A 23,214-nucleotide genomic window follows, 5' to 3' on the forward strand; every position below is an offset into this window, starting at 1 on the left:
AAAAAAAGGATGCATAGAAAAGAGGTTGGGACAAAAGTCTCCAACCTCAAAAAACAATTTGATCGAGTTCAACCGTTCTATTAGAAAATGACACGGAGGAGTCCATACAATAACAAGATAGAACCAAGAACAATCCGGTATTTCCCAAAGACGGTGAAATCATGATTTTTCACATAATCTGTCAAGAAGCGGATGGCATACATACTAACCACAAAGGCTACTCCCATCGCTACCAGTAGAATAAAGAGTTGTCCCAGTGCAAGCGAATGCCCTCCTAGAACGAATTTCCCAACCTTTAAGAGGCTAGCCCCAAACATAGCTGGAATCCCCAAATAAAAGGTAAATTCTGTCACCACTGGACGGCTAACACCATTGATCAAGCCACCTACAATCGTAGCACCTGAACGGCTTGTTCCTGGAAATAGCGATAAGACTTGGAAGAGTCCGATATAAAGAGCTGTTCGATAAGGAAGCTTATGCAATTCCGTTACTGCTGGCTCAACTTGTTCCCGTCTTTCCAGATAGATAAAGGCAATCCCGTAGGTGATTAACATAATCGCAACGGAAATCGAATTGTGGAAATGCGCCTCAAACCAATCATCCAATTTAAAAACAAAGACAAGAGGGAGGGTTGCAACCGCAACTTTTGCCCATAATTGCCAAGTCCGACGTACTTCTAGTGGAGATTTCCCAGGTTTGAAGGGATATAATTTATCGAAATAAATCACCACAACCGCTAGGATCGCACCCAATTGGATCACGACATTGAACATCTCCATAAAGGCTGGATCTTGATTTTTAAACTGCACAAAATCCTGTAACAGAATCAAGTGACCTGTACTTGAGATCGGTAACCATTCTGTAATCCCCTCGACAATCCCAAAAAGAACCGCCTTGATTAATTCGATCAGAAACATCTTTTTCTCCTAAACTTACATTTGCTCTATTATATCATAAATCTATGGACTGGACCAGGCCTTCTAAACTAGAAGGGAAAGAGCGACCAAGACCATTCTTAGTGCTACTTAGAAGGCACCAAAGCCTCCTCCGCCTCCTCCGCCAGAGAAACCTCCTCCACTACCAGAGGAAACTGTGAAATGACTAGCCGTCGATGCTGTCGATCCATAAGTAGACATGGCATGACTTGAGTGGGTCACATCATGATAGAACGGGGTGTAAACGAAGGCGTTTAAGGCTTGATTTTCTAAATGAATATTCCGAAGTTTCATGACCTTTGTGACCTGATCGGCTACACCATACAAGGCCGCATAGACCAATAAGCGGTTCCATAGGACCAGAGACTGCAACTCTGCATCGTTGAGGTGAGCAATCTCTTTCAACATCCGACCAAAACTATCCCAGTAATAGCGTTGCTCAGCACCCGCAAGATTAACAACACCATCTCGTAGGCAGGCCTTAAAGACACCATTGAAGCGCACTGGCATAAACCAAAGTATGAGGATCCCTATCAAACAAGGAACAGAGAACCAACCCATCCCAAAGATGGCAAAGATTTCTGCTCCAAGGGCGATAAACCAAGCAGCCCAACCAAAGAAGAGACTTCGTCTAGCTTGCGCTTCTTCTTTTGCTTCTAAAGGGCGATAGTAGCTTGGCAAATGGAGATCTTCCACCTTGCGATGAACATCTCTGGCCACTTGGTTGACAGCCGTATCAAAACGACCCTGAGCCCAACTTCCTAGTGAACGAATGGCATCTTGATCTGCTTTTTTGGCATGTTTGTATACATCATCACTAAATTTATAATTTTCAAAGAGACGGTTAACAGGACAGGAAACTTGATCCCCAAAAGCCATATTCATAAAGGAGCGTTCAAAATCATCTACATGCCCATGAGACTTTCTCGTTAAAACGACTTCATTTCCTTGTTGCTCGTAGACAATCACTCCACGATCCATCAAATCTAGCAATGTAGCTTGAAGCATTTTTTCAAATGTGAATACTGGCGGAGTTGCCTTCTCTTTATTGGTTGGGGAGGCCTCGTCTAATTCAGCTGAATAAACAACCGAACTCATGACAAGAGGTGCAATATCCTGTGGAATTTCATAAAGACGAGTATCGGTCGGATAGGTCACACCAGGCCAAATCATTTTTTTGAACCGATTGCGACCCAAGAGAGAAAGAAGCCAGAGTGCAATAAATAAGGCTGGTAAGATCCAGTTCCAAAACATGCGTGTCCAGTATTTTTCCTGTTCAATTTTAGCTTGGTTCTTGTGAAATTCATCCAATTTGGTTAATCCTGTATTTCGACCAGAATCATACAAGGTAGTTAGGTCTGACTTCAACCAGTAACCATACAACTCCACAACCTTTCCTTTGCCTAGGTTATAGAAAGTGGCAGAATAGATTCCATCTTCTTTCTTTACAGTCACATCCGGTCCCATAAAGGCTGTATGGATATACAGTTCCGATTGGGCATTGGCGGGCGCGAACTTAGGAATAACACGAAACTGAACTTCATCCACCTTCTGATCACCATCTGTGATCGGTTTCCAGTTCAACTCCAAGATATCCTTGTGTGAATAGAGGAGATTTTTTAATTTCCATGTAACTTTAATTTTGACTGTATCTGTCGCTACACCACTGTTATAAATTTTCACTCGGTAGCCATCACCTAGATTCGTAATCTCGGGTTCTCTTTGAAGCTCACGACCTTCCACCTCAACCTTTGGCGGTATCTCAATTGCAAAGCCTTGTGGCATGTTCCCCGCAGTTCCTAGGCTAACATACTGCCCTCTATAAGAATCTTTGAAATAATAAACCAGTTCTTCCTCATAGGTGGCGTCGTCCCAGGTGTCCAAGGTCAAGGTTCCACCATAGTAAAGTACATCATAAGATGGACTAGATGCATGGACATTCTGACTGACAAAAAGGCAGGCCAGAAAGGCGAAAAAAACATACAAATACTTTTTCATTTGATCACGCTCCTTTGTATTATTATAGCATTTTTTAAATAAAAAGAGGACCATGTTTGAAATGCAACCTATTTTACTGTACAATAGGAGAAGTTAAAATAAGGAAGAGGAGAAAAAATGAAAAAAACATTATTCGCGCTCTTAACGGGGCTTTTCATTTGCCTGGGGATCACACAGGTTGCTCATGCAGATGACTATTTACGAATCGGAATGGAAGCGGCCTACGCTCCTTTCAACTGGACCCAAGAAGATGATGCAAATGGAGCTGTTAAAATTGACGGTACCAATCAATATGCCAATGGGTACGATGTCCAAATCGCCAAAAAAGTTGCTGAGGAGTTAGGTAAAAAACCTCTGATCGTAAAAACATCTTGGAACGGTTTAATTCCAGCCCTCACTTCTGGTAAAATCGATATGATTATCGCTGGGATGAGTCCAACCGCTGAACGTAAAAAAGAGGTCGCCTTCTCCAAGAGCTACTATACCAGTGAACCGGTCATGCTCGTTCGTAAAGATGGAAACTATGCAAACGCCACTAGTCTAGATGACTTTAAGGATGCAAAGGTCACCTCTCAACAAGGGGTCTACCTCTATTCTCTCATTTCCCAACTCAAGGGTGCGAAACAAGAAACTGCAATGGGTGATTTTGCCCAGATGCGTCAAGCTTTAGAATCGGGTGTTATTGATGCCTATGTTTCTGAACGTCCCGAAGCCCTAACCGCCGAGTCCGCTAATTCTAAATTTAAGATGATTCAATTCAAAAAAGGATTTGAAGTTGGGGAAGAAGATGCGACTATCGCTATCGGGATGAAGAAGGGTGACACTAGAATTGACCAGGTCAATGCCGCACTAGCTAAGATTTCGTCTGAAGACCAAGTCAAACTCATGGATGATATGATTAAGAAGCAACCAGCTTCCAGTGATGCTAGTGATGATAAGCAGACATTCTTTAGCCAAATGATGAAGATTTTAAAGGATAATGGCCCACAGTTCTTACGGGGAACTGGAATGACCCTCTTAATCTCTATGACTGGAACTATCGCTGGGTTGATTATCGGTTTGTTAATCGGTGTCTTCCGGACAGCTCCGAAGGCTAAAAATAAATTCCTTGCTGGATGCCAAACTGCCTTTGGTTGGTTCCTCAATGTCTACATTGAAATCTTCCGTGGAACTCCGATGATCGTTCAATCCATGGTCATTTTCTACGGTTCCGCCCAAGCCTTCAACATTTCCTTGGATCGTACCTGGGCCGCCATCTTTATCGTATCAATCAATACCGGAGCTTATATGAGTGAGATTGTTCGTGGTGGGATCTTAGCAGTGGATCCAGGTCAGTTTGAAGCAGCGACTGCTCTAGGAATGACCCATGGACAAACCATGCGCAAGGTCGTCCTTCCACAGGTTGTTCGCAATATCTTGCCAGCAACAGGGAATGAATTTGTTATTAACATCAAGGATACATCTGTTTTGAATGTTATCTCTGTAGTTGAACTGTACTTTACAGGAAATACGGTCGCAACTCAAAACTACCAATACTTCCCAACCTTTACGATCATCGCTGTGATTTACTTCGTTCTCACCTTTACTATCACACGAATCCTTCGCTACATCGAACGTCGCTTAGATTCTGATACTTACACTACAGGTGCAAATCAAATGCAAGTCAAAGAGGTGAAATAATGGCAGAAAAAATTCTTGAAATCCAACATTTAAAAAAATCTTACGGTCAAAATGAAGTCTTGAAAGATATTTCGCTCACCGTTGAAAAAGGAGAGGTGATCTCCATCATCGGGAGCTCTGGTAGCGGAAAATCAACCTTCCTTCGCTCCATCAATCTTCTAGAGACTCCTACAGCTGGAGAGATTCTCTATCGTGGACAAAATGTTCTTGATCCTGAGTATGATCTTACTCACTACCGCGAGAAATTGGGAATGGTTTTCCAAAGCTTTAATCTCTTTGAAAATTTAAATGTCTTAGAAAATACGATCGTTGCACAAACAACCGTCCTCAAGCGTGATCGTGAAACCGCAGAAAAAATTGCCAAAGAAAACCTTGAAAAAGTCGGTATGGGCTCTCAATATTGGGCTGCCCGTCCGAAACAACTTTCAGGTGGTCAAAAGCAACGGGTCGCCATCGCACGTGCCCTCTCAATGGATCCTGATGCCATTCTCTTCGATGAACCAACTTCTGCCCTAGACCCAGAAATGGTTGGGGAAGTCTTGAAAATCATGCAGGACCTTGCAAAAGAAGGCCTCACCATGATTGTCGTCACCCACGAAATGGAATTTGCCCGCGATGTCTCTAGCCGGGTCATCTTCATGGACAAGGGTGTCATCGCTGAGCAAGGAGATCCAAAAGAAATCTTTAGCAATCCCAAAGAAGAACGGACCAAGGAATTCCTTCAACGCTTCTTACATTAATCTCTTGAAACAGTTTGCTTACCAGTATGGAAGCAAGCTGTTTTTTGTACCGCTTCTGCTTGTGAGGCATCAAAAAAACCAGAGAGCAAACTCTCTGGTTTTCAATTGGAACAACAAATTAATCTTCGAATTTTTGATGATTTTTGTCATAAAAATCAATCAATCCAAGTGCAGTTTCAAACGAGATATTCTTCACTTTTGCACGTCCTTGAGCCAAGGCAATGATAGACATTTCACGGGCGTTTGTTTCTTTGCTGATACGATAACCTGTAATTTTCTTATCACGCACCCATCCAACAACTGATTCTACTTTTTCAAAGTTCGATTTAGCCATGATCTTTCTCCTATATTATTATTTCCAATACTAATATAAATTTTTTTGCACATTTTGTCAACTAAAATCGCTGAAAATACGAACCTTTTTTAAAAAATGAAAAAAAGTTTACTTTGCTTTCAAGGCTGATAATATTTGTGTACGAATGTTTTCGACGCCATCTGGGTTTGCTGGTAGGAAAATCGTATTATTTCCTTCTTTATCTGCAAAATTATTTAAGGTATCTAAGTACTGGTTGGTTAAGAGAATAGACATGATTTGTTCTTCAGTCAAGTCTACATTCGCACCTTTTAACTCTTTAATAGAGTCTGCCAATCCATCGACAATAGCCTTCCGTTGCTCAGCAATACCAACCCCGTGCAAACGGTCTTTTTCCGCCTCAGCTTCGGCAGCAGTAACGATCTTGATTTTGTCTGCTTCTGCCAATTCCTGAGCTGCCACGCGTTTTCTTTGCGCTGCATTGATCTCATTCATGGATTGTTTCACTTCGGCATCTGGCTCAACTTTGGTGATCAAGGTTTTAACAATAATATATCCATAAGTTGACATTTCTTCTGCCACTTGTTTTTGAACTTCAAGGGCGATTTCATCTTTTTTCTCAAACAATTCATCCAAGGTCAGCTTAGGCACAGAAGAACGAAGAGCATCTTCAATGTATGATTTAATCTGTGATTCTGGGCGCATGAGTTTGTAGTAGGCATCCTTTACGTTGCTTTCGTTCACTCGGTATTGCGTCGCCACATTCATGGTGACAAATACGTTATCCTGAGTTTTTGTTTCAACCACGATCTCACTCTGCAAGACGCGCAATTGAACTCGTGCGGCAATTTTATCGATGCCAAAAGGCGCTCGCATATGAATGCCACTATCACTAATTTTTTGATAACGTCCGAAACGCTCAATGATGGCAACGGATTGTTGTTTCACCACATATAGTGAGCTGATCACAATGACTCCTGCAACTAGTAGCAAGAATAAAACAAAGATAATAAATCCTGGCATAAAAAGTTCCTCCTTTTAATTTACGCATATCATATCACAAGTCTTCATAAAAAAGCAATATATTCCATCAAAATATATTGCTTAAATAGTCGTTTGTTTCTGTATGATATTCAGACTAGCATATTATAGAGAGTTTCATTTCCGTTCAAATTAATGAAAGACGGATCAAAACGCTCAATACGGTTGACCAAGCCTGCATAGTCATGTTTATTAGCCAAAGTAACCCCAATCAAGACAGGACCTGTCCCCTTGCTGGCGCGTTTAATGTATTCAAAACGCGTGATATCATCATTTGGCCCTAAGATATCATTTACAAATTCGCGAAGGGCACCTGGACGTTGTGGGAAATTGATGATAAAGTAGTGTTTTACTCCATCGTAGATCAAGGCACGTTCTTCCATCTCAGGCATACGGTTGATGTCATTATTCCCACCTGAGATAATACAACAGATCGTTTTACCCTTGATGTATTCGCGCAAGATTTCAAGGGATGCCACACTGGCAGCTCCCGCTGGTTCGGCTACGATCCCTTGCTTAGAATAAAGATCAATCAAAGTCTCTGAAATCAAACCTTCATCGACCCCAACCAGGGTTTCCACATGCTGGCGGGTTACTTCATAGGTCAATTGTCCCACCTTTTGTACGGCAATTCCGTCTGCAAACTTATCAATTTCTGGTAATTTGACGGGGCCTCCTGCTTCAAAGGCCGCCTTCATGGAGCGTGCTCCCTCGGCCTCTACCCCAATGACCTCAATCCGAGGATCCGTTTCTTTGATGTAGGCAGAAACACCTGAAATGAGGCCTCCTCCACCGACCGGAACAAGGACAGCATCAAAGGCAATCGACTCTTTCCGAGCATCCTCAAGGATTTCGTAGGCAACCGTCCCTTGACCAGCCTGTACGAATGGATTATCAAATGGGTCAATAAAGGTCCTTTTTTCTGAAAGTGTAAATTCTTGTGCTGCCTTCGCTGAAGCATCAAAAGTATCTCCGACCAACTTGATTGTTACATAATCCCCACCAAAGAAGCGGACTTGTCCAATCTTTTGTTGCGGTGTCGTAATGGGCATAAAAATAGTCGCTGGAATTTTCATCTCATTACATGTGTAAGCAACCCCTTGCGCATGGTTTCCCGCAGATGCACACACTACCCCACGTTCCCGCTCTTCTTTTGATAATTGAGAGATCGCAAAGTAGGCGCCACGAATCTTGAAAGAACGAACGCGTTGGGCATTTTCTTTTTTCAAATAAATCTTTGCCCCATATTTTTCAGATAAATAGTGGTCGTATTCAAGGGGCGTATTGACAACGACTCCACTTAATATTTTATGGGCCTTAGCCACATCTTTTGCTGTTATCATTTCATACCTCTGTTGCTGTGATTTGATGAAAAAAGCAAGCCAGGGTGTCCCAACTTGCTTAGTCTTCTACAGACAATTAGTTGTAGATTTTGAAGGCGTCATCGTCATTTTGACCAACGAACGGCATTGCTTTACGCAATTCAGCACCAACTTTTTCAATTTCAAGGTTAGCAGCTTGTTCGCGGTAAGCAGTTAATTTTGGACGTCCAGCTTTGTAGTCGTTAACAAAGTCGTTAGCGAAGTTACCATTTTGAATGTCAGTAAGAACAGCTTTCATATTTTCTTTCACTTGTTCAGTGATTACACGTGGGCCTGATACATAGTCACCGTATTCAGCAGTGTTAGAGATTGATTGACGCATTTTCTTGAAGCCACCTTCGTAGATCAAGTCCACAATCAATTTCATTTCATGAAGAACTTCAAAGTATGCTAATTCTGGAGCATAACCGGCTTCAGTCAATACTTCAAAACCAGCCTCGATGAGGGCAGTCAAACCACCACAAAGTACAGCTTGTTCTCCGAACAAATCTTCTTCCGTTTCTTCTTTGTAAGTTGTTTCAAGAAGACCAACGCGTGCCGCACCAACACCTTTACACCAGTCCATAGCGATATCTTTCGCATTACCAGTAGCATCTTGATAGACAGCGTAAAGTGCTGGTACACCAAATCCTTCAGTGTAAGTACGACGTACCAAGTGACCTGGTCCTTTTGGAGCACACATAAAGACATCGACATCTGCTGGAACCTTGATGAATTCGAAATGGATATTAAATCCATGCGCAAAACCAACCGCATTACCAGCTTCCAAGTTTGGCGCAATTTCTGTTTCGTACAATTCTTGTTGGATTTCATCTGGTGCCAAAATCATGATGACATCAGCCAATTTAGTCGCTTCTGCCACCGTATAGGTATCAAAGCCATCTTCTTTTGCTTTATCGAATGATTTCCCTGGGCGAACACCGATAATAACATCATGACCTGAGTCACGCAAATTTTGTGCGTGTGCATGTCCTTGAGAACCATAACCGATTACAGCAATTTTTTTACCAGTTAACGCTGCAACTTTAACATCTTTTTCGTATTCCATCTGAACTGCCATAAGTAAAATCTCTTTTCTATTTTAATTTGCCTTTTTAAGGCGGGGTTAACAATGTTAAGGCGAGAATTAATCTCGAGTAAATCCGGTTGCACCGGTGCGGGCAATGTTTTTAATCCCATAAGGTCGAATGACACGAATGAGGGCTTCGCTCTTTTCTGCATTTCCCGTCATTTGAACAGTAATCGAGCTTGGAGCTACGTCGACCACGGTTGCACGGAAAGGTTGAATAATGGCCAAGATTTCTGCCCGCTTCTCAGCTGGTGCAGAAACTTTCACCAAGATAACTTCGCGCTCCAAGTGTGGTTTATCCGTGATATCCCGGACACGGATCACATCCACCTGGCGGTTGAGCTGTTTGATGATTTGCTCCACTTCATCGTGCGAAGCAACATCAATGATAATGGTAATCCGCGATACATTAGGGTTTTCTGTTGCGCCAACAGAGATGCTTTCGATATTGACTTGACGTCTCGACAAGACTCCAGTAAAGCGGTTCAGAACACCTGATCGGTTTTGAAGTTTGGCTGTTAACATTCTACGCATTAAACTTCACCCCCAACATCTCATGATTACTCTTACCAGCTGGTACCATCGGCAAGACATGCTCTTTCCGAGAAATGTCTACTTCGATGAACATTGGTACATCTTCTGTGATGACTTCCAAATCCTTCTCAAGAGTTTCAGGATTATCAAATTTATAATTCTTGATCCCGTAAGCTTGCGCCATCAATTGGAAATCCGGAAGGCTATCAAAGACTGACTCTGACGTCCGACCATCATAGAAGGCTTCTTGCCATTGACGGACCATCCCAAGCGAGTGGTTGTTGAGCATAACGACCTTGATCGGAACCTTATAAATATTTAAGATCGCCAATTCTTGGTTGGTCATTTGGAAACCACCATCTCCGACAAAGAGAACAACTTCTTTATCTGGATTGGCAATTTTCGCTCCGATAGCTGCAGGAACACCGAATCCCATCGTTCCTAGACCACCAGATGTCACCAATTGGCGCTCATTTTGGTAAGGATAGTATTGAGCTGCCCACATTTGGTGTTGTCCAACGTCTGTGACGACAATAGCGTCCCCCTTGGTCAACTCTCCGATGCGTTCAATCACAGCTTGTGGCTGCACAACCCGTTCTTTTTTGTCGTATGAACGAACTCGGTTCTTATCTTGGGTCACCTTTTCGATCCATTTTTCTGTGTTGTTATGAACCGTCGGCTCTGCTAGCAACTGCTGCAAGGCCTTCTTTGCATCGCCAACAACAGGAATGTCGACATCAATGATCTTCCCAATCTCTGCAGGATCAATGTCGATATGGGCAACCTTAGCATTTTTAGCGAAAGTCTTTGGATTCCCTATCAAACGGTCATCAAATCGACAACCAACACTGATCATGAAATCCGTCTCTGTCATAGCGATATTGGCCGCGAAGGATCCGTGCATTCCTCCCATCCCTAGGAAAAGAGGATGACTGGTCGCAATCGTTCCTTGACCTAACAGACTGGTCACTACCGGAATCTGATAGCGCTCTGCTAGAGCAATCAACTCTTTTGCAGCTCCAGCGTAACTCACCCCACCACCAGCAAGAAGAACTGGTTTTTTAGCCTTACTCAATTGCTTCAAAATCTTTTTGATCTGCAATTCATTGGGTTCAATGGTAGGCTGGTAGCTTGGAAGCTTCACACTTGGTTCATAGATAAAATCTGTCTCTAAAGCAGACACATCCTTTGGAAGGTCAATCACCACCGGACCAGGACGGCCGGTCGTCGCAATATGGACAGCTTCTGTGATAATTCGCGGAATATCTGCCGTCTCACGTACTTGATAGTTGTACTTGGTGATGGGCATGGTAATTCCCACAATATCTGCTTCTTGGAAGGCGTCTTTCCCGATCCCAGCACGATTGACTTGACCAGTGAAGACTAATAAGGGAACGCTATCGCTCATGGCATCTGCAATCCCTGTAATGGCATTGGTCGCCCCCGGTCCACTAGTGACGACTGCGACACCCAGCTTTCCAGTTGATTTGGCGTAGCCTTCAGCCTCATGCAAGCATCCTTGTTCATGACGACCCAAGATATGCTGGATACCCTCAAAGCTATAGATGGCATCGTATAAAGGCAAAACCGCTCCACCAGGATAACCAAAAATCGTATCAATGCCCAAATCACGCAGGGTTTCAAGAACGAGCTCTGAACCGGTTTTTGCAGTTTCTAAGGTAATTTTCTCCATGTCTCTCCTTTCCAGTACTTTGTATATCAAATTAGCATGCTACTATCATACCATTTTTAGAAAATATTTCAAGGAAAAATAGTAAATTTTCTGAATTTTCTATCCAAATCCGAAGAATGAGAGTTTTTCTAAAAATGCTACATCTATCACAAAAAAAGTCCCTAGGAACTCCTAGAAACTTTTCTTCCTTATAACCAACCCTTTTCTTGGGCAATTTTAGCTGCCTCAGTCCGGTTTTCCGCATCCAATTTGGTCAGAATGGCTGACATATAATTGCGGATGGTCCCGTTTGAGAGAAATAAGCGATCAGCAATTTCTTGGTTAGAAGCCCCTTTTGCGACTTCTTTTAAAACTGCCTTTTCTTGAGGGCTTAGAGGATTGGGATGGGTCAAGATCCCTTCCATTAATTCAGGCGAATATTCTTTTTGCCCTGCTAATACTGCATGAAGAGTCGCCATCAAATCTGTGATGCGGCGTTCTTTTAAGACATAAGCATCGACTCCAGCCTTGAGAGCCCGCTCGAAATAGCCCGGCCGCTTAAAGGTGGTAACGATGACGACCTTGATCTGGGGTTGTTGACGTTTAGCCCACTCCAACACTTCTAACCCTGTTTTAATGGGCATTTCGATATCTAAAATCGCAATATCGACTGGATGTGTTTCGAGTAAACGAATGGCCTCTTGTCCATCGCCTGCCTGCAAGACATCTTCCACATCCTCTTGCAGGAGCAAGAGCTGGCAGAGAGCATCGCGCAACATACTTTGGTCTTCAGCAACTAATAAGCGCATCTTATTTCCTTTCTTGATAGGGGATCCGTATTTCTATCCAGGTCGGCTTGTGTTGTTGACTGATCTCCAGCTCTCCTCCCAACAAGGCAATCCGTTCGCGAATCGAGTGCAGGTCCTTGTCGGAAACTTTGTCAAAGCCAATTCCATTGTCTTCTGCGACCATTTCCACTCCTGTCTCGGTGGAGCGATAAGAGAGGAGAGCTTGCGTCGCTTTAGCGTGTTTGATCATATTGGTAGCTAATTCTAGAGATACCATAGCCAGAGCAGATTCTAGGATCGGCGAGATGCTGGCTGTATCAAGCTCGTTTTGAATCTCCACTTTTACTTGCGCCACTTCCAGCATTTGCTTGACGGTTTCTAGCTCTCTTGCCAAGGTTCGCTGCTTCAAGTTCTCGACAATCTCTCGGACTTGGTGCATGGACTCTTGACTGATGGCTTGAATCTCTTGCACCTGTTCCTGGGCCTTCTCAACCTGACCCAATGCTAAGAATTGATCAGCTAGGTCCGCCTTGACACTGAGCATGGCAAAGGTGTGTCCTAGACTGTCATGCAGATCACGACCAATCCGATGGCGCTCGTTTTCTGCCAGCAAGAGATTGATCTGGGCGTTTTGCTTGGCATGGTCAGCTTTCAACTCTTCCATCATCTCCATCCGAACCATACTAAAGGTCATAACCGCGATAAACAAAGAGACGATCAGGACAAAAAGCCAATCATTTTCTCTCATCTCCCTATTAAATAATAGCGCTCCAAAAAGGATCAGTAGTGATCCAACAGCCGTCCAAAGAAAGGGCGAGCGAAAATCGCGAATCCCAAAACGATAGATCAAAATATTGCTCAGATAATAGTAAAACCAACAAAAGCTAGTTCCAACAAAAAAGGTATTTCCTGCAATATACAGCAGAAGATAAATCCAAAAAAGCCAGGTCAGTTTCTTATTTTCAGTAATGAGGATTCCTAGATAGCTTATCATAAAGAAGATGGCTAAAAAGAAATGCCACCAGGGAATCTGCCCTAAGAAAATAGAAGCAAAGGGAAAGGCCATAAAGATTAAGCCTACGTAAAACATATGGTGAATATGTTTGAGTTTTTCAATCATGAACGAACCTCAGAATGACGACGATAGACAATAACAAGGGCAAACAAGGCCAGGCTAAACAAGGTTAAATAGACACTCGCAAAGACATTGACCTGTCCCTTGTTTAAAAAGGTCTTAATCAGTTCCATCAATTGATAGGTTGGAAGGCATTTGCCGATGGCTTGCATCCATTCTGGAAAGAGGCTAATGGGCATCCAAAGGCCACCCATGACAGCCAGTCCCATGTAAAGGAGATTACCTACAACAGACATCAATTGACTAGAAGGAAGCAGGGTCAAGACCAGACCGAGAGCCACAAACGCTAGACTTCCTAGGATGAGAATAAAGGCCGACAAGACCCAATTCTGTAGGGACATATTCACATGCCGCACCACATGGCCCACGGTAAAGACAACTCCAATCGATATGAGAAAATCGACAAAAAGACCCACAACCTTTATTAGATAATATTCTACCATAGATACGGGGGTATGGCGCAAGACTTTTTGCCAATTATTGAGTCGATCGGTTTCAAGAACCGTTGGAAAAGAAAATAGAGCCGTAGACATCATGGAAAAAGCCGTCATGGAGAGGAGATAATCCCTCATAAAGTGAGCGGGGGCCCCTGGCGTGTCCTGGTACATCCCTGAAAAGAAGAGATAAAAGGCCGTGGGCATCCCAATTGATAACAAGTAATAAATAGCTTGGCGACTGGTCAAATGCCACTCAACCACGCCGAGAGCTTTCATGCGTTTCATCTTCTCTACCTACTTCCTTTGTATTTTCAAAAATAGAATCCAATAAACTTCGATTGCTTACTTCGATTTCTTGGATCGAACATCCTTCTTCTTGTAATCGAGTCCACAAACGATTGGCATCACGTGTCACAATCTGAAGAGCATCGGGTTTAATGATTACTTCACTAACACCTTCCATCTCTGCTGCTAGAGCTTGGTAGCGCAAAGGCAAGGTGAAATGTTTTTCTACCTCTTCGCTTCTCATAGCGAGAGGCGTTGTATCCCGAAGTAAATGCCCCTGATGCAAGACTAGAATCCGATCAGCTGTATGCTCTACTTCCTCGATGTAATGGGAAGAATAGACAATGGTCACACCCTCTTCCTTTAAATGCCCAACAATCTCCCAGAAGCGTTGGCGAGTGGACGTATCCATTCCCGCAGTTGGCTCATCTAAGAAAAGTAAGCTAGGACGACCAATCAAGGTTAGAACAAAGGATAAGAGGCGCTTTTGACCACCAGACAACTTACTAGCCAATTGTTTCTTTTGTTCTGAGCTAAAACGTAATAAATCATCAATTTCTTCCCCTGTTAAGGGTTGGGGATAAATAGAGCGAAAGAAGTTGATCAGTTCCTGCACGGTTAACTTTTGAACGATGGCATTCTCTTGAGGGAGATAGGACACACTAGCCTTTAACTGAGGATGACCAGGTGCCTTCCCCTCTACTTCAATAATCCCAAAAGTCGCCTTCATATCTCCCAGAAGACAGTTCATCAAACTTGTTTTCCCAGCTCCGTTTGGCCCAATCAAGGCCAGACAATCCCCCCATTCCACTGTGAAAGAAAGATCTTCTAGGATCACCTTTCCTCTGATACTTTTGTTCAAGTTCTCTACTCTAATGACGCTCATGATACTCTCCTTTCAAGCAGCCTTAAACGGCCAGAATGATGACAAAAACAACCAAGGTCACTCCCGTTTGTTTCATTGCTCCATTTCCTTTTTAACAGACTTGATCATTTTCAATCCTTCTTGAACCGCCCAGCTCATGATACCAAGCCCAGCAAATAATTCCCAAGGGAAATGGTAATAGAGGCTATCATCCTTTGAAAAGATCAAATAGATGACCATTCCCACCACTGTTAACGTAAATACTTTATAGATCCATTGTTTCATTTTTCCTTACCTCTTACTTTCTGACTATATTATAGCGAAAGAAAATAACAGCCACTAGATAATTTTGTCACTGGCTCACATGACAAAAGTCACTAAAAAAAGCCAAGTGACTTCACTCGACTTTTTCTATTCTTCTTACTGACCTTCTTCTTTCATGCCATGCAATTTCAAGGCCTTGACCAAGGCATCTGCCTTCATATTCTTCAAGTTATTGAGACCGGCATCTTTAAAGTAAGAAATTTCTTCTAGAGACTTGGCGTCAATTAGGTTGATGTCAATCACACTAGTTGAGAGCAATTTTTTCTCTGGCGTGATTGTATACTCCAAACTAAAACCAGGAACAGTTTTTAACTTCTTGTAGTCTTCGTTTTGTTCCAACAAAGCTTGAATGGCTGCTGTAAGTTCTTCAGGTGATTTCTCTGCTGCAATGGTCCCAAGTTGTTTGGGCAGATCAGCTGTCACTTCGATGCGAAGGTTTTCAACCTTATCTCCCTTAGATTTGATGATATCCCGGTGTTTTGTTCCATTGATATCTCCTACTAAGGTTGTGGTTTTTTCTTCATTTTTTACTTCTTTTTTAACAGAGGAACTGCTAGATGAGCTAGCGGTTGTAGTTTTCTTTGTTTGGGATTGCGAACAACCAGTCAATACCAAAATGGCTAGCCCAAGGGTTACAAAAAATTTCTTCATTTTTATAACTCTCCTTTCACATACTGATACCAGTATAACATATCGCGTCTTTCTTGTCTAAAAACTCCACTTCTCAAACCATTTCCTCCTCTTTTCAAGCTCTTCAATTTGAATAAAAATCTGATGAATATGAGACTTTTTGCAGAAACTCCTTTTTCTCACGAATAAAGTCTCCGTGGAGAGTTCATTTCAGTCTCAATCCCTTTGAATCACACTGATTTCATAGGGAATCTCCTCGTTTTTCTATATACAAAAAAAGGTTCCGAAAGGAACCTTCTGTTCAATTATTCTACACTAAACAAGTATGGGTAGACTGGTTGGCCACCTTGGTGGATTTCCACTTCTACATCCTCATACTTCTCAGCAAGGACTTGGGCCAATTCATTTGCCAACTCTTCACTGCCATCTTCACCGACATAGATGGTCACAATTTCACTATCTTCGTCCAACATATGAGCGAATGTTTCTTCCAAGGTTTCCATCATATCTGGGTTTGAAACAACGATTTTGCCATCGACCATTCCAAGATTATCATTTTCATGGATTTCAAGCCCATCAATAGTGGTATCGCGAACCGCTGTCGTCACACTACCAGACACAACATCGCCCAATGAAGCGCTCATGCGTTCGTAGTTTTCTTCGATCGACTTGCTTTCATCAAAGGCAAGAAGACTGGTCAATCCTTGAGGGATGGTCTTGGTCTCAACAACTGCTGCAGGTTGATCAATCACTTCTGCTGCAGATTGAGCGGCCATCAAGATATTTTTGTTGTTTGGTAAGATAATGATGTTGCGCGCATTCAACTCTTCAACCGCTTTGACAAAGTCTTCTGTCGATGGGTTCATGGTTTGACCACCAGAGATGATGTAATCAACTCCTTGCGCTTTAAAGATATCAGCCAATCCGTCACCAGCAACGACTGCGATGATGGCATATTCTTTTTCTTCAACTGGCTTCGCTTGACGCTCTTCTTTTTCAACTTGCGCTTCGTGTTGGTTGCGCATGTTGTCGACTTTCACCTTGACCAAGCTTCCGTACTTAAGACCTTCTTGCATGACAAGACCTGGATCTTCTGTATGGACGTGAACTTTGACAATCTCATCGTCATTCACCACCAATAGGGAATCCCCAAGGTTGTTCAAATAGTTACGGAACTCATCATAATCGAAGTCTTTGACATAGGTTGGACCTTGTTTCAAAGCGACCATGATTTCTGTACAGTAACCAAAGGTGATGTCTTCAGTTGCGACATGGCCAGCAACTGACTTGTGGTGTTCTGCATTGATCATTTCTGACATGGTTGCAGGTGTTGCTTGGAACTCTTCAGAAGCGATGAATTCACCTGTCAAGGCTGACAAGAATCCTTCATAGATGAAGACCAAACCTTGACCACCAGAGTCTACCACGCCAACTTCTTTCAAGACTGGCAACATATCTGGAGTCTTCGCAAGAGCAGTCTTAGCTCCTTCAAGAGCGGCACGCATGACTTCTACTGCATCGTTGGTAGATTCTGCTTTTTTCTTGGCCCCGATAGCTGCTCCACGAGAAACCGTCAAAATAGTCCCTTCAACTGGCTTCATAACGGCTTTATAAGCAACTTCTACCCCAGATTGGAAGGCTGCTGCAAGCGCTGCTCCATCCAATTCTTCTTTGTCTTTGACACTTTGAGAAAATCCGCGGAACAATTGAGAAGTGATAACTCCTGAGTTCCCACGCGCACCCATCAAGAGACCTTTAGCAAAGATTCCTGCTGCTTCTCCAACAGTTGATGCAGAACGGTCAGATACTTCTTTGGCCCCATTTTCGATGGTCATTCCCATATTAGTCCCTGTATCTCCATCTGGTACAGGAAAGACGTTCAAAGAGTTTACATATTCCGCTTGTTTATTTAAGCGCGTAGCCCCCGCTTGAACCATTTCTTGAAATAAACTTGTAGTAATATTAGCCACGATTATTCTCCCACAATCTTGATATTTTGAATATAGACATTCACAGTATCCGTAGTGATTCCAAGTTGATTTTCCAAACTAAATTTCACACGTTCTTGAATATTTTTTGAGACTTCGCTAATCTTTGTTCCATAGCTCAAAACAGTGTAAACATCAACTGCGATAGTTCCTGCTTCCGTTGTTTTGACAACAACACCTTTAGAGAAGTTTTCTTTCCCTAGGAGGGCTTGGAAATTATCTTTGATCGCATTTTTGCTGGCCATTCCAACCACACCGAAAATCTCAGTAGCAGCACCGCCTACAACAGTTGCGATAACCTCATCAGTCAATTCAATTTGACCGTCCTTTGTATTGATTTTTACTGTCATAATTTCTACCTCAAAAGTATTTTATATTCTATTTTACCATAAAAGAGATCAGCTGTAAAAGGGTAGGGACTATTCTTCTCCCGCTGTGACAGCTGTCTCTAGAGAAAAAGAAAAGAACCTCTATGAGGTTCTATATTCTTTATTAAACGCGTTCTACTTTACCAGATTTCAATGCACGAGCTGAAGCCCAAACTTTTTTAGGTTTACCATCGATAAGGACAGTTACTTTTTGAAGGTTTGGTTTTACGGCACGTTTTGTTTGGTTCATAGCGTGTGAACGGTTGTTACCTGATACAGTCTTACGACCTGTGAAATAACATACTTTAGCCATTTCTGTGTTTCCTCCTATTAGATCTAATATAACGGATGTGCTAGCACCACATACCGTACTATATTATCAAAAAAAATCTCTCTTGGCAAGCTTTTGGCCAAAGTTTTTCATTTCAGACTTAAGAAAACGAATTCGCTCCGACATAGATAATTTCCAGATTTCCTAAGGAAACATCGCCCGTAATGTAGAAATCCTTGCTTGTCAGAGCACTTGGATTTTCCTGATGTTGGATCGCTGAGAGGGAATTATCCACATTTACATGGACGCGCCAATCGCTTGGTACATAAAGGCTCAGACTCCCAAGGGAAACATCGACAACAAACTGAGCAGAAGGACCCTCAATCCGGCAATTATCAAAATAAACCGATGCTTCTCCCATACTTACATCTGCACTTCCGTGGGTAAAGTGTTGGTCATTGAGATATTTTGTCACCGTTGAAAAAGTGACATCGATGTCATTGCCATCCGACTTATTCATGGATCCAGCAGAATAGGAAGCTAGGCGGGCTTTTGTTTTCTTAGAGGGTTTAAACAAAATATTGAGCCCAATCACAGCGAGAATTGAGGAAAGGATGACAACTGAATTGGACACCGGAAGGAAATGGTATTGTCCATTGAGACAAAAGAGGGCTAAAAGTCCATAGATGAAGCCCCAACCAAAATGGCGTTTTAAGAAACTAGAGAGGGATAGGACTGCAAGCAAGGTGACCCAAGCTAAGGTCCAGATGCTAATGTCCCATTTTACAAAATAGCCTTGTAAGAGGATTAAGGCTGCTAAAAGGATTAAGAATACTCCAATTAATTTTTTTCTCATGATATTACCTCATTTCATTTAGTCGTTCTTTTAAGAGTTGATAGTAGCGTCTGGATACGTGAACCTGCTTATGGGTCTGATAGAAATTGACCGTGCTGGTCCCTGAAAAAGACTTTTCCAGAGAGTAGATCTGCTTGGCGTTGACAATGGTGGATTTGGATATCCGACAAAAGGCGATGGGAAGCAACTCCTCCAACTCATAGAGCTTCTGCTTGACCTCATAGGCCTCGTCCTTGGTGTGCCCAAAAATCTTCTCCCCGTCCGTCTCAAAAAAGAGGATCGATGCCACATCTAGAAAATACTCACTTCGATCCTTGTAGAAGGCTAAAGGAGCAACCTTTTGTTCTAAGATTCTCTCTTGCAGCTGGGTCAACTCCGGGGTCAAGCGCGGAGCTCGAATCAAGATCTCAGGCTCATCCATTGATGGATCCAATTCGATTCTAACTTTCATAAAACTCCTTTCCAAACGTTTTGATAGTACCATTATAACAGCTGTTGAAAACAAAACAAGGGCTTTTCAGTAAGTGGCACGTTTTCCCCATCAAGAGGTCGTATTTGAGAAGTAAAAAAGAGAGTGGGACAGAAATCGGTAATTCGTTAGAATTCGATTCCGTCGTCCCACCTCCGCACAGTTGAGTAGGGCTGTATAAGCTGATGAAATCAGCGTAGTAGAGCCCACTCAACCACTGCGTCTTGCTCTACAATCCAAAGACAATTGAGAGGCTAGGATTTTTATCCCAGCCTCCTTTCTTTATTTATTGCTTTCCTTGTCCGGTAAAAGAAAACTAAGACCCAGGCAAGCGAGCACACCTGCTGTGATGACCAGACCATTTGAAACCGGCAGGACATCGTAAATCGCATTTGCGATCATAAAGGCGATCAAGGCGCAGATAACACTTGCCTTGTAATCTTTTTTCAAGAGATTTTCAAGTGTAAAGAAAGCAAATAAGAGAACAGGGAACAAAGGCCAGATATTCACATCGATCTTTGGAAAGCCAACCATTCCCATTACCACAACTGCAAGAGCAGCAAGAATCAATGCAAGTCCAAGTAATTTTTTCATCATATACCTCATTTTGATTATTCGGAAGTATTTCTTCCTTTGATGATTCTATGATAGCAGAGAGCTCCTACGGAGACAAGGACTTTTGACTAAGCGGTCAAAAATGGTGCCTATGCGGTCAAAAAAAGAAACGAGACCGAACGAATATGTGATGAACATCATTCGTCGTCTCGCTCCTTCAAAGTCGTTTCTTCCTATGCCGATTGCAAGCATTCTAGTTGTTTGGACGAACTAAACTCAACAATAATATACCGAATTTAAAGCTAATTTAACTAAATTAGATTTCATATACAAATAGACTAAAATTCAATTTGGTACAAATTTGGTACAAATTTGGTACAAATAAAACTTTTCGTAAAACCTGGTTTGGAAAGTATGGGTTTCAGTTGAATTAAAAACAGCCTAATATCAAGGTTTTTCAGAACGATATCTACTGATTAATTTCATAAAATTTGAATCAATATTTTTTAAATAGGGGAATATACTCCCCTCTTTTATACGATCACTTCCATTATCCCTTCAATCAGCTCCGTAAAACTTTTTGCCACATAGATAATTTCATCAGGGTCATGAATGTAGCAAATAATCTGCCCTTCTTGCCCCTCCTGGTCTGGATCAAAATCAAGCATGAGATAACAAGAATCGCAATATTCCGCAAAAGGAAGCCATTTTTTATTAAAAAGATAGGGTTTGACTCTACTATCACGCATCTCTTCAACTTCTTCGCTCGAAAAATAGTCGGGAAATTCCGTTAACAGAGCATCCCTATTTTGAAAATATCTTTTCCCAACTTCTATTTCCTGCAAACTCATCAGAGAAAAAGCCATTTCTCTTTGGTCAATCACACAGGGTAAGACTGCTAAGAATTTACTACCGTTTTTGTAGCGATAGACTTCCTTAAGTTCATCGGGGAGAGAAATTCCAAGTCTCTTCTCAAACTCCTGAATTTCCTCCTCAGATGCTCCAGAAATTTCCTGATAATCTTCCAGGTATCCTTCTTCTACAGGATCATCCAAACCCCAGTCTTCAAAAGCTTCACAAATATAAGTTGCTATTTTCTTAACTTGGTCAACTATACACATAAGAACCTCCTTTTTTGATTCTATTTAATAATATACCAAGTTATAACATTCAAATTCAACTATAAATCTACTCAAATAAATTTTTATTGGCTTCTATAAATAGCCGCTTATCTTCCTCAGTACCTCCTCTAACAAAATTATCTCCTTTATTAGATCTATATAAATGAGTAACTGGGGATTTTCTGTTTTCAGGATAATTACGTAATTCACTTTCTTTTTCTATTTCATTCATAGAAGGAAATAGGCTGTCTGCTTCACTTTCTAAAAAAATACTGTTATATTCTGATACCTCAGTTGTTTCATAATTATAACCTTCACGACATACAAGAACCGCTGCCACTATTCCTATGCCAGTTCCAATTACAATTCCTGGATTTTCTTTAGTAAATTTCCAACATTTTTTTCCACCATCAACTATTTGACTCCCCACTTTTTTTGAAAAAGCAATAGTATTCTTTTTTAATTCAGTATAGTTAATTACCATTCTATGTCATCCTTTTTCGAATATATTCTGTTACAGATTAATTTTTTATGGTTAATTTTCTCTAAATTCGTTCACGACTGTAAAAGAATTCACAAGACCAATTTTATATTTTTTATTAAGCAATTTTACAGATTCATAAAAGCTTATTTCTTTATTTTTTATAAAATCAATCTCATATCCTCCATTGTCAATGATATATTGAGTAAATCTATGATTAACTCTTGCTTTTTTTATTGCTAAAACAAGCAGTAAGATGAGTAGAAAAATTATGAGTATAACCAAAAAATCCATTAAGAAATACCTCTTTTCTAAATTTTTTAAAATTATACACTAATACCAGCTCTTTGTCGTTCAGCAATCGTGAACTTTTGCCATTTTTTTAGAAAAATATTTAATTCGACTAACATGTTTATTTTTCATTAATGATAAATCAGATAACAATGCTGAGCCAATTTGTTGATTAATTGCAGTGCCCAGGTCATTATCGGTAATATCAAAAAGATACAGTATACAATGATAATAATCTCCTAATTGAAATAGACTTTTATGTCTTTTCAACGCCATAATTTCTTCCATTATATCTTTATAGAAGTCCTCAAATACTATTTGTTTAAATGCATCAGAACTATTTGTATCTCCACTCAAGAGATTTTCTGAAATAAAACGTTTAATTTCTTTCCTCCTTTTTTTCTCATTTTTAATGACAAAGCATTCATCAATACCATCTAAGTCAATGCAGCCTTTTACCATTATCAACCATAAAATAAGTAGACTTAATCCATTTGCTTTTGCAGAAATACATTCATCTTTTTCTAATTCTCCATAAACTTCTATTGCTTTAGTCAGATAAATATGATAATTTTCATCTTGATTTTTTAAACATTCAAAACACTCTTTGTGAAAATTTTTTGCATCAACTAATTTTGGATATAACTCTTCTTCTTTTTTAAAATCTGCAATTGGAAACAAACATAAAAATGAATGGAAATAATCGTAATTATCACTTTTACTCAAATTATTTAACATTTTTACCATTGAAAAATCTGTACCTAAATCTCCCCCTAACAACTGATCAACTGTAACTCTGTAGTGAGCTGCTATTTTCTTTAAGTTTTCTGGCGAAGGTCTATTTATTCCACTCTCCCAATTTGCAATTGCGCTTTTACTATTTAGATCAATAGAGTAAGCTAACTCTTCTTGAGACTCACCCATACTTTTTCTTAAACTTTTTATGTTATTAGATAATCTATCCATCATCGTATTCCTTAGATTTT

26 protein-coding genes are annotated in these 23,214 nt (G+C 41.2%); 2 read left to right on the forward strand and 24 right to left on the reverse strand.

Features of this window, described 5'->3' with window-relative positions; translation table 11 throughout:
* Positions 1–80: 80 nt before the first annotated feature.
* Both O3642_RS05885 and O3642_RS05890 read right to left on the reverse strand, forming a co-directional pair.
* A complete protein-coding gene (locus O3642_RS05885; protein WP_371605585.1) occupies positions 81–917 on the reverse strand; it encodes an undecaprenyl-diphosphate phosphatase in 837 nt (278 codons plus the stop codon).
* A gap of 108 nt (positions 918–1,025) precedes the next feature.
* Positions 1,026–2,933 carry a DUF2207 domain-containing protein gene (locus tag O3642_RS05890; RefSeq protein ID WP_371605586.1) on the reverse strand — a complete coding sequence of 636 codons (1,908 nt, stop codon included), beginning with the start codon at positions 2,931–2,933 and terminating at the stop codon, positions 1,026–1,028.
* Between the two features lie 117 nt (positions 2,934–3,050).
* Between O3642_RS05890 and O3642_RS05895 the strand changes: the two genes are divergently transcribed.
* The gene (locus tag O3642_RS05895) at positions 3,051–4,613 is read left to right on the forward strand and encodes an ABC transporter substrate-binding protein/permease (protein WP_070590528.1); all 1,563 of its coding nucleotides are present in this window, start codon (positions 3,051–3,053) and stop codon (positions 4,611–4,613) included.
* The gene (locus O3642_RS05900; RefSeq protein WP_155127046.1) at positions 4,613–5,353 is read left to right on the forward strand and encodes an amino acid ABC transporter ATP-binding protein; all 741 of its coding nucleotides are present in this window, start codon (positions 4,613–4,615) and stop codon (positions 5,351–5,353) included. Before O3642_RS05895 ends, O3642_RS05900 begins: the two co-directional genes overlap by 1 nt.
* Positions 5,354–5,471: 118 nt before the next feature.
* Here O3642_RS05900 and O3642_RS05905 read toward each other — a convergent pair whose 3' ends face one another.
* From O3642_RS05905 to O3642_RS06010, 22 genes are all read right to left on the reverse strand, one after another.
* The gene (locus tag O3642_RS05905; RefSeq protein ID WP_003004771.1) at positions 5,472–5,687 is read right to left on the reverse strand and encodes a hypothetical protein; all 216 of its coding nucleotides are present in this window, start codon (positions 5,685–5,687) and stop codon (positions 5,472–5,474) included.
* A gap of 108 nt (positions 5,688–5,795) precedes the next feature.
* Positions 5,796–6,689 (reverse strand): SPFH domain-containing protein, encoded by an 894-nt coding sequence (locus O3642_RS05910; protein ID WP_003004210.1) that lies wholly within the window; start codon positions 6,687–6,689, stop codon positions 5,796–5,798.
* A 110-nt stretch (positions 6,690–6,799) separates the two neighbouring features.
* Positions 6,800–8,050 (reverse strand): threonine ammonia-lyase IlvA, encoded by a 1,251-nt coding sequence (ilvA, locus tag O3642_RS05915; protein WP_371605587.1) that lies wholly within the window; start codon positions 8,048–8,050, stop codon positions 6,800–6,802.
* 76 nt (positions 8,051–8,126) lie between these two features.
* Positions 8,127–9,149: a ketol-acid reductoisomerase gene (gene ilvC / locus O3642_RS05920; RefSeq protein WP_320910919.1), complete on the reverse strand. Its 1,023-nt coding sequence runs from the start codon at positions 9,147–9,149 to the stop codon at positions 8,127–8,129.
* A 66-nt stretch (positions 9,150–9,215) separates the two neighbouring features.
* On the reverse strand, positions 9,216–9,692 hold the full coding sequence (ilvN, locus tag O3642_RS05925) for an acetolactate synthase small subunit (RefSeq protein WP_003010242.1): 477 nt from the start codon (positions 9,690–9,692) through the stop codon (positions 9,216–9,218).
* The gene (locus O3642_RS05930) at positions 9,685–11,385 is read right to left on the reverse strand and encodes an acetolactate synthase large subunit (protein ID WP_371605588.1); all 1,701 of its coding nucleotides are present in this window, start codon (positions 11,383–11,385) and stop codon (positions 9,685–9,687) included. Before O3642_RS05930 ends, ilvN begins: the two co-directional genes overlap by 8 nt.
* Before the next feature lie 188 nt (positions 11,386–11,573).
* Positions 11,574–12,173 carry a response regulator transcription factor gene (locus O3642_RS05935; protein WP_003013932.1) on the reverse strand — a complete coding sequence of 200 codons (600 nt, stop codon included), beginning with the start codon at positions 12,171–12,173 and terminating at the stop codon, positions 11,574–11,576.
* 1 nt (position 12,174) lies between these two features.
* Complete coding sequence (locus O3642_RS05940; protein WP_371605589.1) at positions 12,175–13,242, reverse strand: histidine kinase; 1,068 nt, start codon at positions 13,240–13,242, stop codon at positions 12,175–12,177.
* Between the two features lie 26 nt (positions 13,243–13,268).
* On the reverse strand, positions 13,269–14,009 hold the full coding sequence (locus O3642_RS05945; protein ID WP_371605590.1) for an ABC transporter permease: 741 nt from the start codon (positions 14,007–14,009) through the stop codon (positions 13,269–13,271).
* Complete coding sequence (locus O3642_RS05950; RefSeq protein ID WP_371605591.1) at positions 13,978–14,895, reverse strand: ABC transporter ATP-binding protein; 918 nt, start codon at positions 14,893–14,895, stop codon at positions 13,978–13,980. Before O3642_RS05950 ends, O3642_RS05945 begins: the two co-directional genes overlap by 32 nt.
* A 72-nt stretch (positions 14,896–14,967) precedes the next feature.
* A complete protein-coding gene (locus tag O3642_RS05955; protein WP_223141338.1) occupies positions 14,968–15,159 on the reverse strand; it encodes a hypothetical protein in 192 nt (63 codons plus the stop codon).
* Positions 15,160–15,294: 135 nt separating this feature from the next.
* A complete protein-coding gene (locus O3642_RS05960) occupies positions 15,295–15,849 on the reverse strand; it encodes an SP0191 family lipoprotein (RefSeq protein WP_371605592.1) in 555 nt (184 codons plus the stop codon).
* Positions 15,850–16,133: 284 nt separating this feature from the next.
* Positions 16,134–17,798 carry a DAK2 domain-containing protein gene (locus O3642_RS05965; protein WP_371605593.1) on the reverse strand — a complete coding sequence of 555 codons (1,665 nt, stop codon included), beginning with the start codon at positions 17,796–17,798 and terminating at the stop codon, positions 16,134–16,136.
* A 2-nt stretch (positions 17,799–17,800) separates the two neighbouring features.
* Positions 17,801–18,166: an Asp23/Gls24 family envelope stress response protein gene (locus tag O3642_RS05970; RefSeq protein ID WP_003004393.1), complete on the reverse strand. Its 366-nt coding sequence runs from the start codon at positions 18,164–18,166 to the stop codon at positions 17,801–17,803.
* A 142-nt stretch (positions 18,167–18,308) separates the two neighbouring features.
* Positions 18,309–18,497 (reverse strand): 50S ribosomal protein L28, encoded by a 189-nt coding sequence (gene rpmB, locus O3642_RS05975; RefSeq protein ID WP_001140948.1) that lies wholly within the window; start codon positions 18,495–18,497, stop codon positions 18,309–18,311.
* A gap of 118 nt (positions 18,498–18,615) precedes the next feature.
* Positions 18,616–19,311 (reverse strand): hypothetical protein, encoded by a 696-nt coding sequence (locus tag O3642_RS05980; RefSeq protein ID WP_070449818.1) that lies wholly within the window; start codon positions 19,309–19,311, stop codon positions 18,616–18,618.
* Between the two features lie 4 nt (positions 19,312–19,315).
* Positions 19,316–19,762: a LytTR family DNA-binding domain-containing protein gene (locus tag O3642_RS05985; protein WP_003004160.1), complete on the reverse strand. Its 447-nt coding sequence runs from the start codon at positions 19,760–19,762 to the stop codon at positions 19,316–19,318.
* Positions 19,763–20,062: 300 nt separating this feature from the next.
* The gene (locus tag O3642_RS05990) at positions 20,063–20,374 is read right to left on the reverse strand and encodes a hypothetical protein (protein WP_155127034.1); all 312 of its coding nucleotides are present in this window, start codon (positions 20,372–20,374) and stop codon (positions 20,063–20,065) included.
* Positions 20,375–20,868: 494 nt separating this feature from the next.
* Entirely contained in the window at positions 20,869–21,456 is a 588-nt protein-coding gene (locus O3642_RS05995; RefSeq protein WP_371605594.1) for an SMI1/KNR4 family protein, read from the reverse strand.
* 67 nt (positions 21,457–21,523) lie between these two features.
* On the reverse strand, positions 21,524–21,940 hold the full coding sequence (locus tag O3642_RS06000) for a hypothetical protein (RefSeq protein WP_371605595.1): 417 nt from the start codon (positions 21,938–21,940) through the stop codon (positions 21,524–21,526).
* 51 nt (positions 21,941–21,991) lie between these two features.
* Positions 21,992–22,231, reverse strand: coding sequence for a hypothetical protein (locus tag O3642_RS06005; protein WP_117644820.1), 240 nt, complete (start codon positions 22,229–22,231; stop codon positions 21,992–21,994).
* Between the two features lie 60 nt (positions 22,232–22,291).
* Entirely contained in the window at positions 22,292–23,194 is a 903-nt protein-coding gene (locus O3642_RS06010) for a helix-turn-helix domain-containing protein (protein ID WP_371605596.1), read from the reverse strand.
* Between the last annotated feature and the right edge of the window lie 20 nt (positions 23,195–23,214).

The sequence above is a fragment of the Streptococcus sp. 27098_8_66 genome (assembly GCF_041431945.1).
GTDB lineage: Bacteria > Bacillota > Bacilli > Lactobacillales > Streptococcaceae > Streptococcus > Streptococcus dentalis.

Coding starts and splice junctions, on each gene's coding strand:
- O3642_RS06010 (WP_371605596.1), bottom strand. CDS start 23,194: ATGGATAGATTATCTAATAACATAAAAAGTTTAAGAAAAAGTATGGGT.
- O3642_RS05950 (WP_371605591.1), bottom strand. CDS start 14,895: ATGAGCGTCATTAGAGTAGAGAACTTGAACAAAAGTATCAGAGGAAAG.
- ilvN (WP_003010242.1), bottom strand. CDS start 9,692: ATGCGTAGAATGTTAACAGCCAAACTTCAAAACCGATCAGGTGTTCTG.
- O3642_RS05960 (WP_371605592.1), bottom strand. CDS start 15,849: ATGAAGAAATTTTTTGTAACCCTTGGGCTAGCCATTTTGGTATTGACT.
- O3642_RS05980 (WP_070449818.1), bottom strand. CDS start 19,311: ATGAGAAAAAAATTAATTGGAGTATTCTTAATCCTTTTAGCAGCCTTA.
- O3642_RS05955 (WP_223141338.1), bottom strand. CDS start 15,159: ATGAAACAATGGATCTATAAAGTATTTACGTTAACAGTGGTGGGAATG.
- O3642_RS05910 (WP_003004210.1), bottom strand. CDS start 6,689: ATGCCAGGATTTATTATCTTTGTTTTATTCTTGCTACTAGTTGCAGGA.
- rpmB (WP_001140948.1), bottom strand. CDS start 18,497: ATGGCTAAAGTATGTTATTTCACAGGTCGTAAGACTGTATCAGGTAAC.
- ilvA (WP_371605587.1), bottom strand. CDS start 8,050: ATGATAACAGCAAAAGATGTGGCTAAGGCCCATAAAATATTAAGTGGA.
- O3642_RS05890 (WP_371605586.1), bottom strand. CDS start 2,933: ATGAAAAAGTATTTGTATGTTTTTTTCGCCTTTCTGGCCTGCCTTTTT.
- O3642_RS05900 (WP_155127046.1), top strand. CDS start 4,613: ATGGCAGAAAAAATTCTTGAAATCCAACATTTAAAAAAATCTTACGGT.
- O3642_RS05895 (WP_070590528.1), top strand. CDS start 3,051: ATGAAAAAAACATTATTCGCGCTCTTAACGGGGCTTTTCATTTGCCTG.
- O3642_RS05905 (WP_003004771.1), bottom strand. CDS start 5,687: ATGGCTAAATCGAACTTTGAAAAAGTAGAATCAGTTGTTGGATGGGTG.
- O3642_RS05885 (WP_371605585.1), bottom strand. CDS start 917: ATGTTTCTGATCGAATTAATCAAGGCGGTTCTTTTTGGGATTGTCGAG.
- O3642_RS06000 (WP_371605595.1), bottom strand. CDS start 21,940: ATGGTAATTAACTATACTGAATTAAAAAAGAATACTATTGCTTTTTCA.
- O3642_RS05935 (WP_003013932.1), bottom strand. CDS start 12,173: ATGCGCTTATTAGTTGCTGAAGACCAAAGTATGTTGCGCGATGCTCTC.
- O3642_RS05930 (WP_371605588.1), bottom strand. CDS start 11,385: ATGGAGAAAATTACCTTAGAAACTGCAAAAACCGGTTCAGAGCTCGTT.
- ilvC (WP_320910919.1), bottom strand. CDS start 9,149: ATGGCAGTTCAGATGGAATACGAAAAAGATGTTAAAGTTGCAGCGTTA.
- O3642_RS05945 (WP_371605590.1), bottom strand. CDS start 14,009: ATGAAACGCATGAAAGCTCTCGGCGTGGTTGAGTGGCATTTGACCAGT.
- O3642_RS05970 (WP_003004393.1), bottom strand. CDS start 18,166: ATGACAGTAAAAATCAATACAAAGGACGGTCAAATTGAATTGACTGAT.
- O3642_RS06005 (WP_117644820.1), bottom strand. CDS start 22,231: ATGGATTTTTTGGTTATACTCATAATTTTTCTACTCATCTTACTGCTT.
- O3642_RS05995 (WP_371605594.1), bottom strand. CDS start 21,456: ATGTGTATAGTTGACCAAGTTAAGAAAATAGCAACTTATATTTGTGAA.
- O3642_RS05985 (WP_003004160.1), bottom strand. CDS start 19,762: ATGAAAGTTAGAATCGAATTGGATCCATCAATGGATGAGCCTGAGATC.
- O3642_RS05990 (WP_155127034.1), bottom strand. CDS start 20,374: ATGAAAAAATTACTTGGACTTGCATTGATTCTTGCTGCTCTTGCAGTT.
- O3642_RS05940 (WP_371605589.1), bottom strand. CDS start 13,242: ATGTTTTACGTAGGCTTAATCTTTATGGCCTTTCCCTTTGCTTCTATT.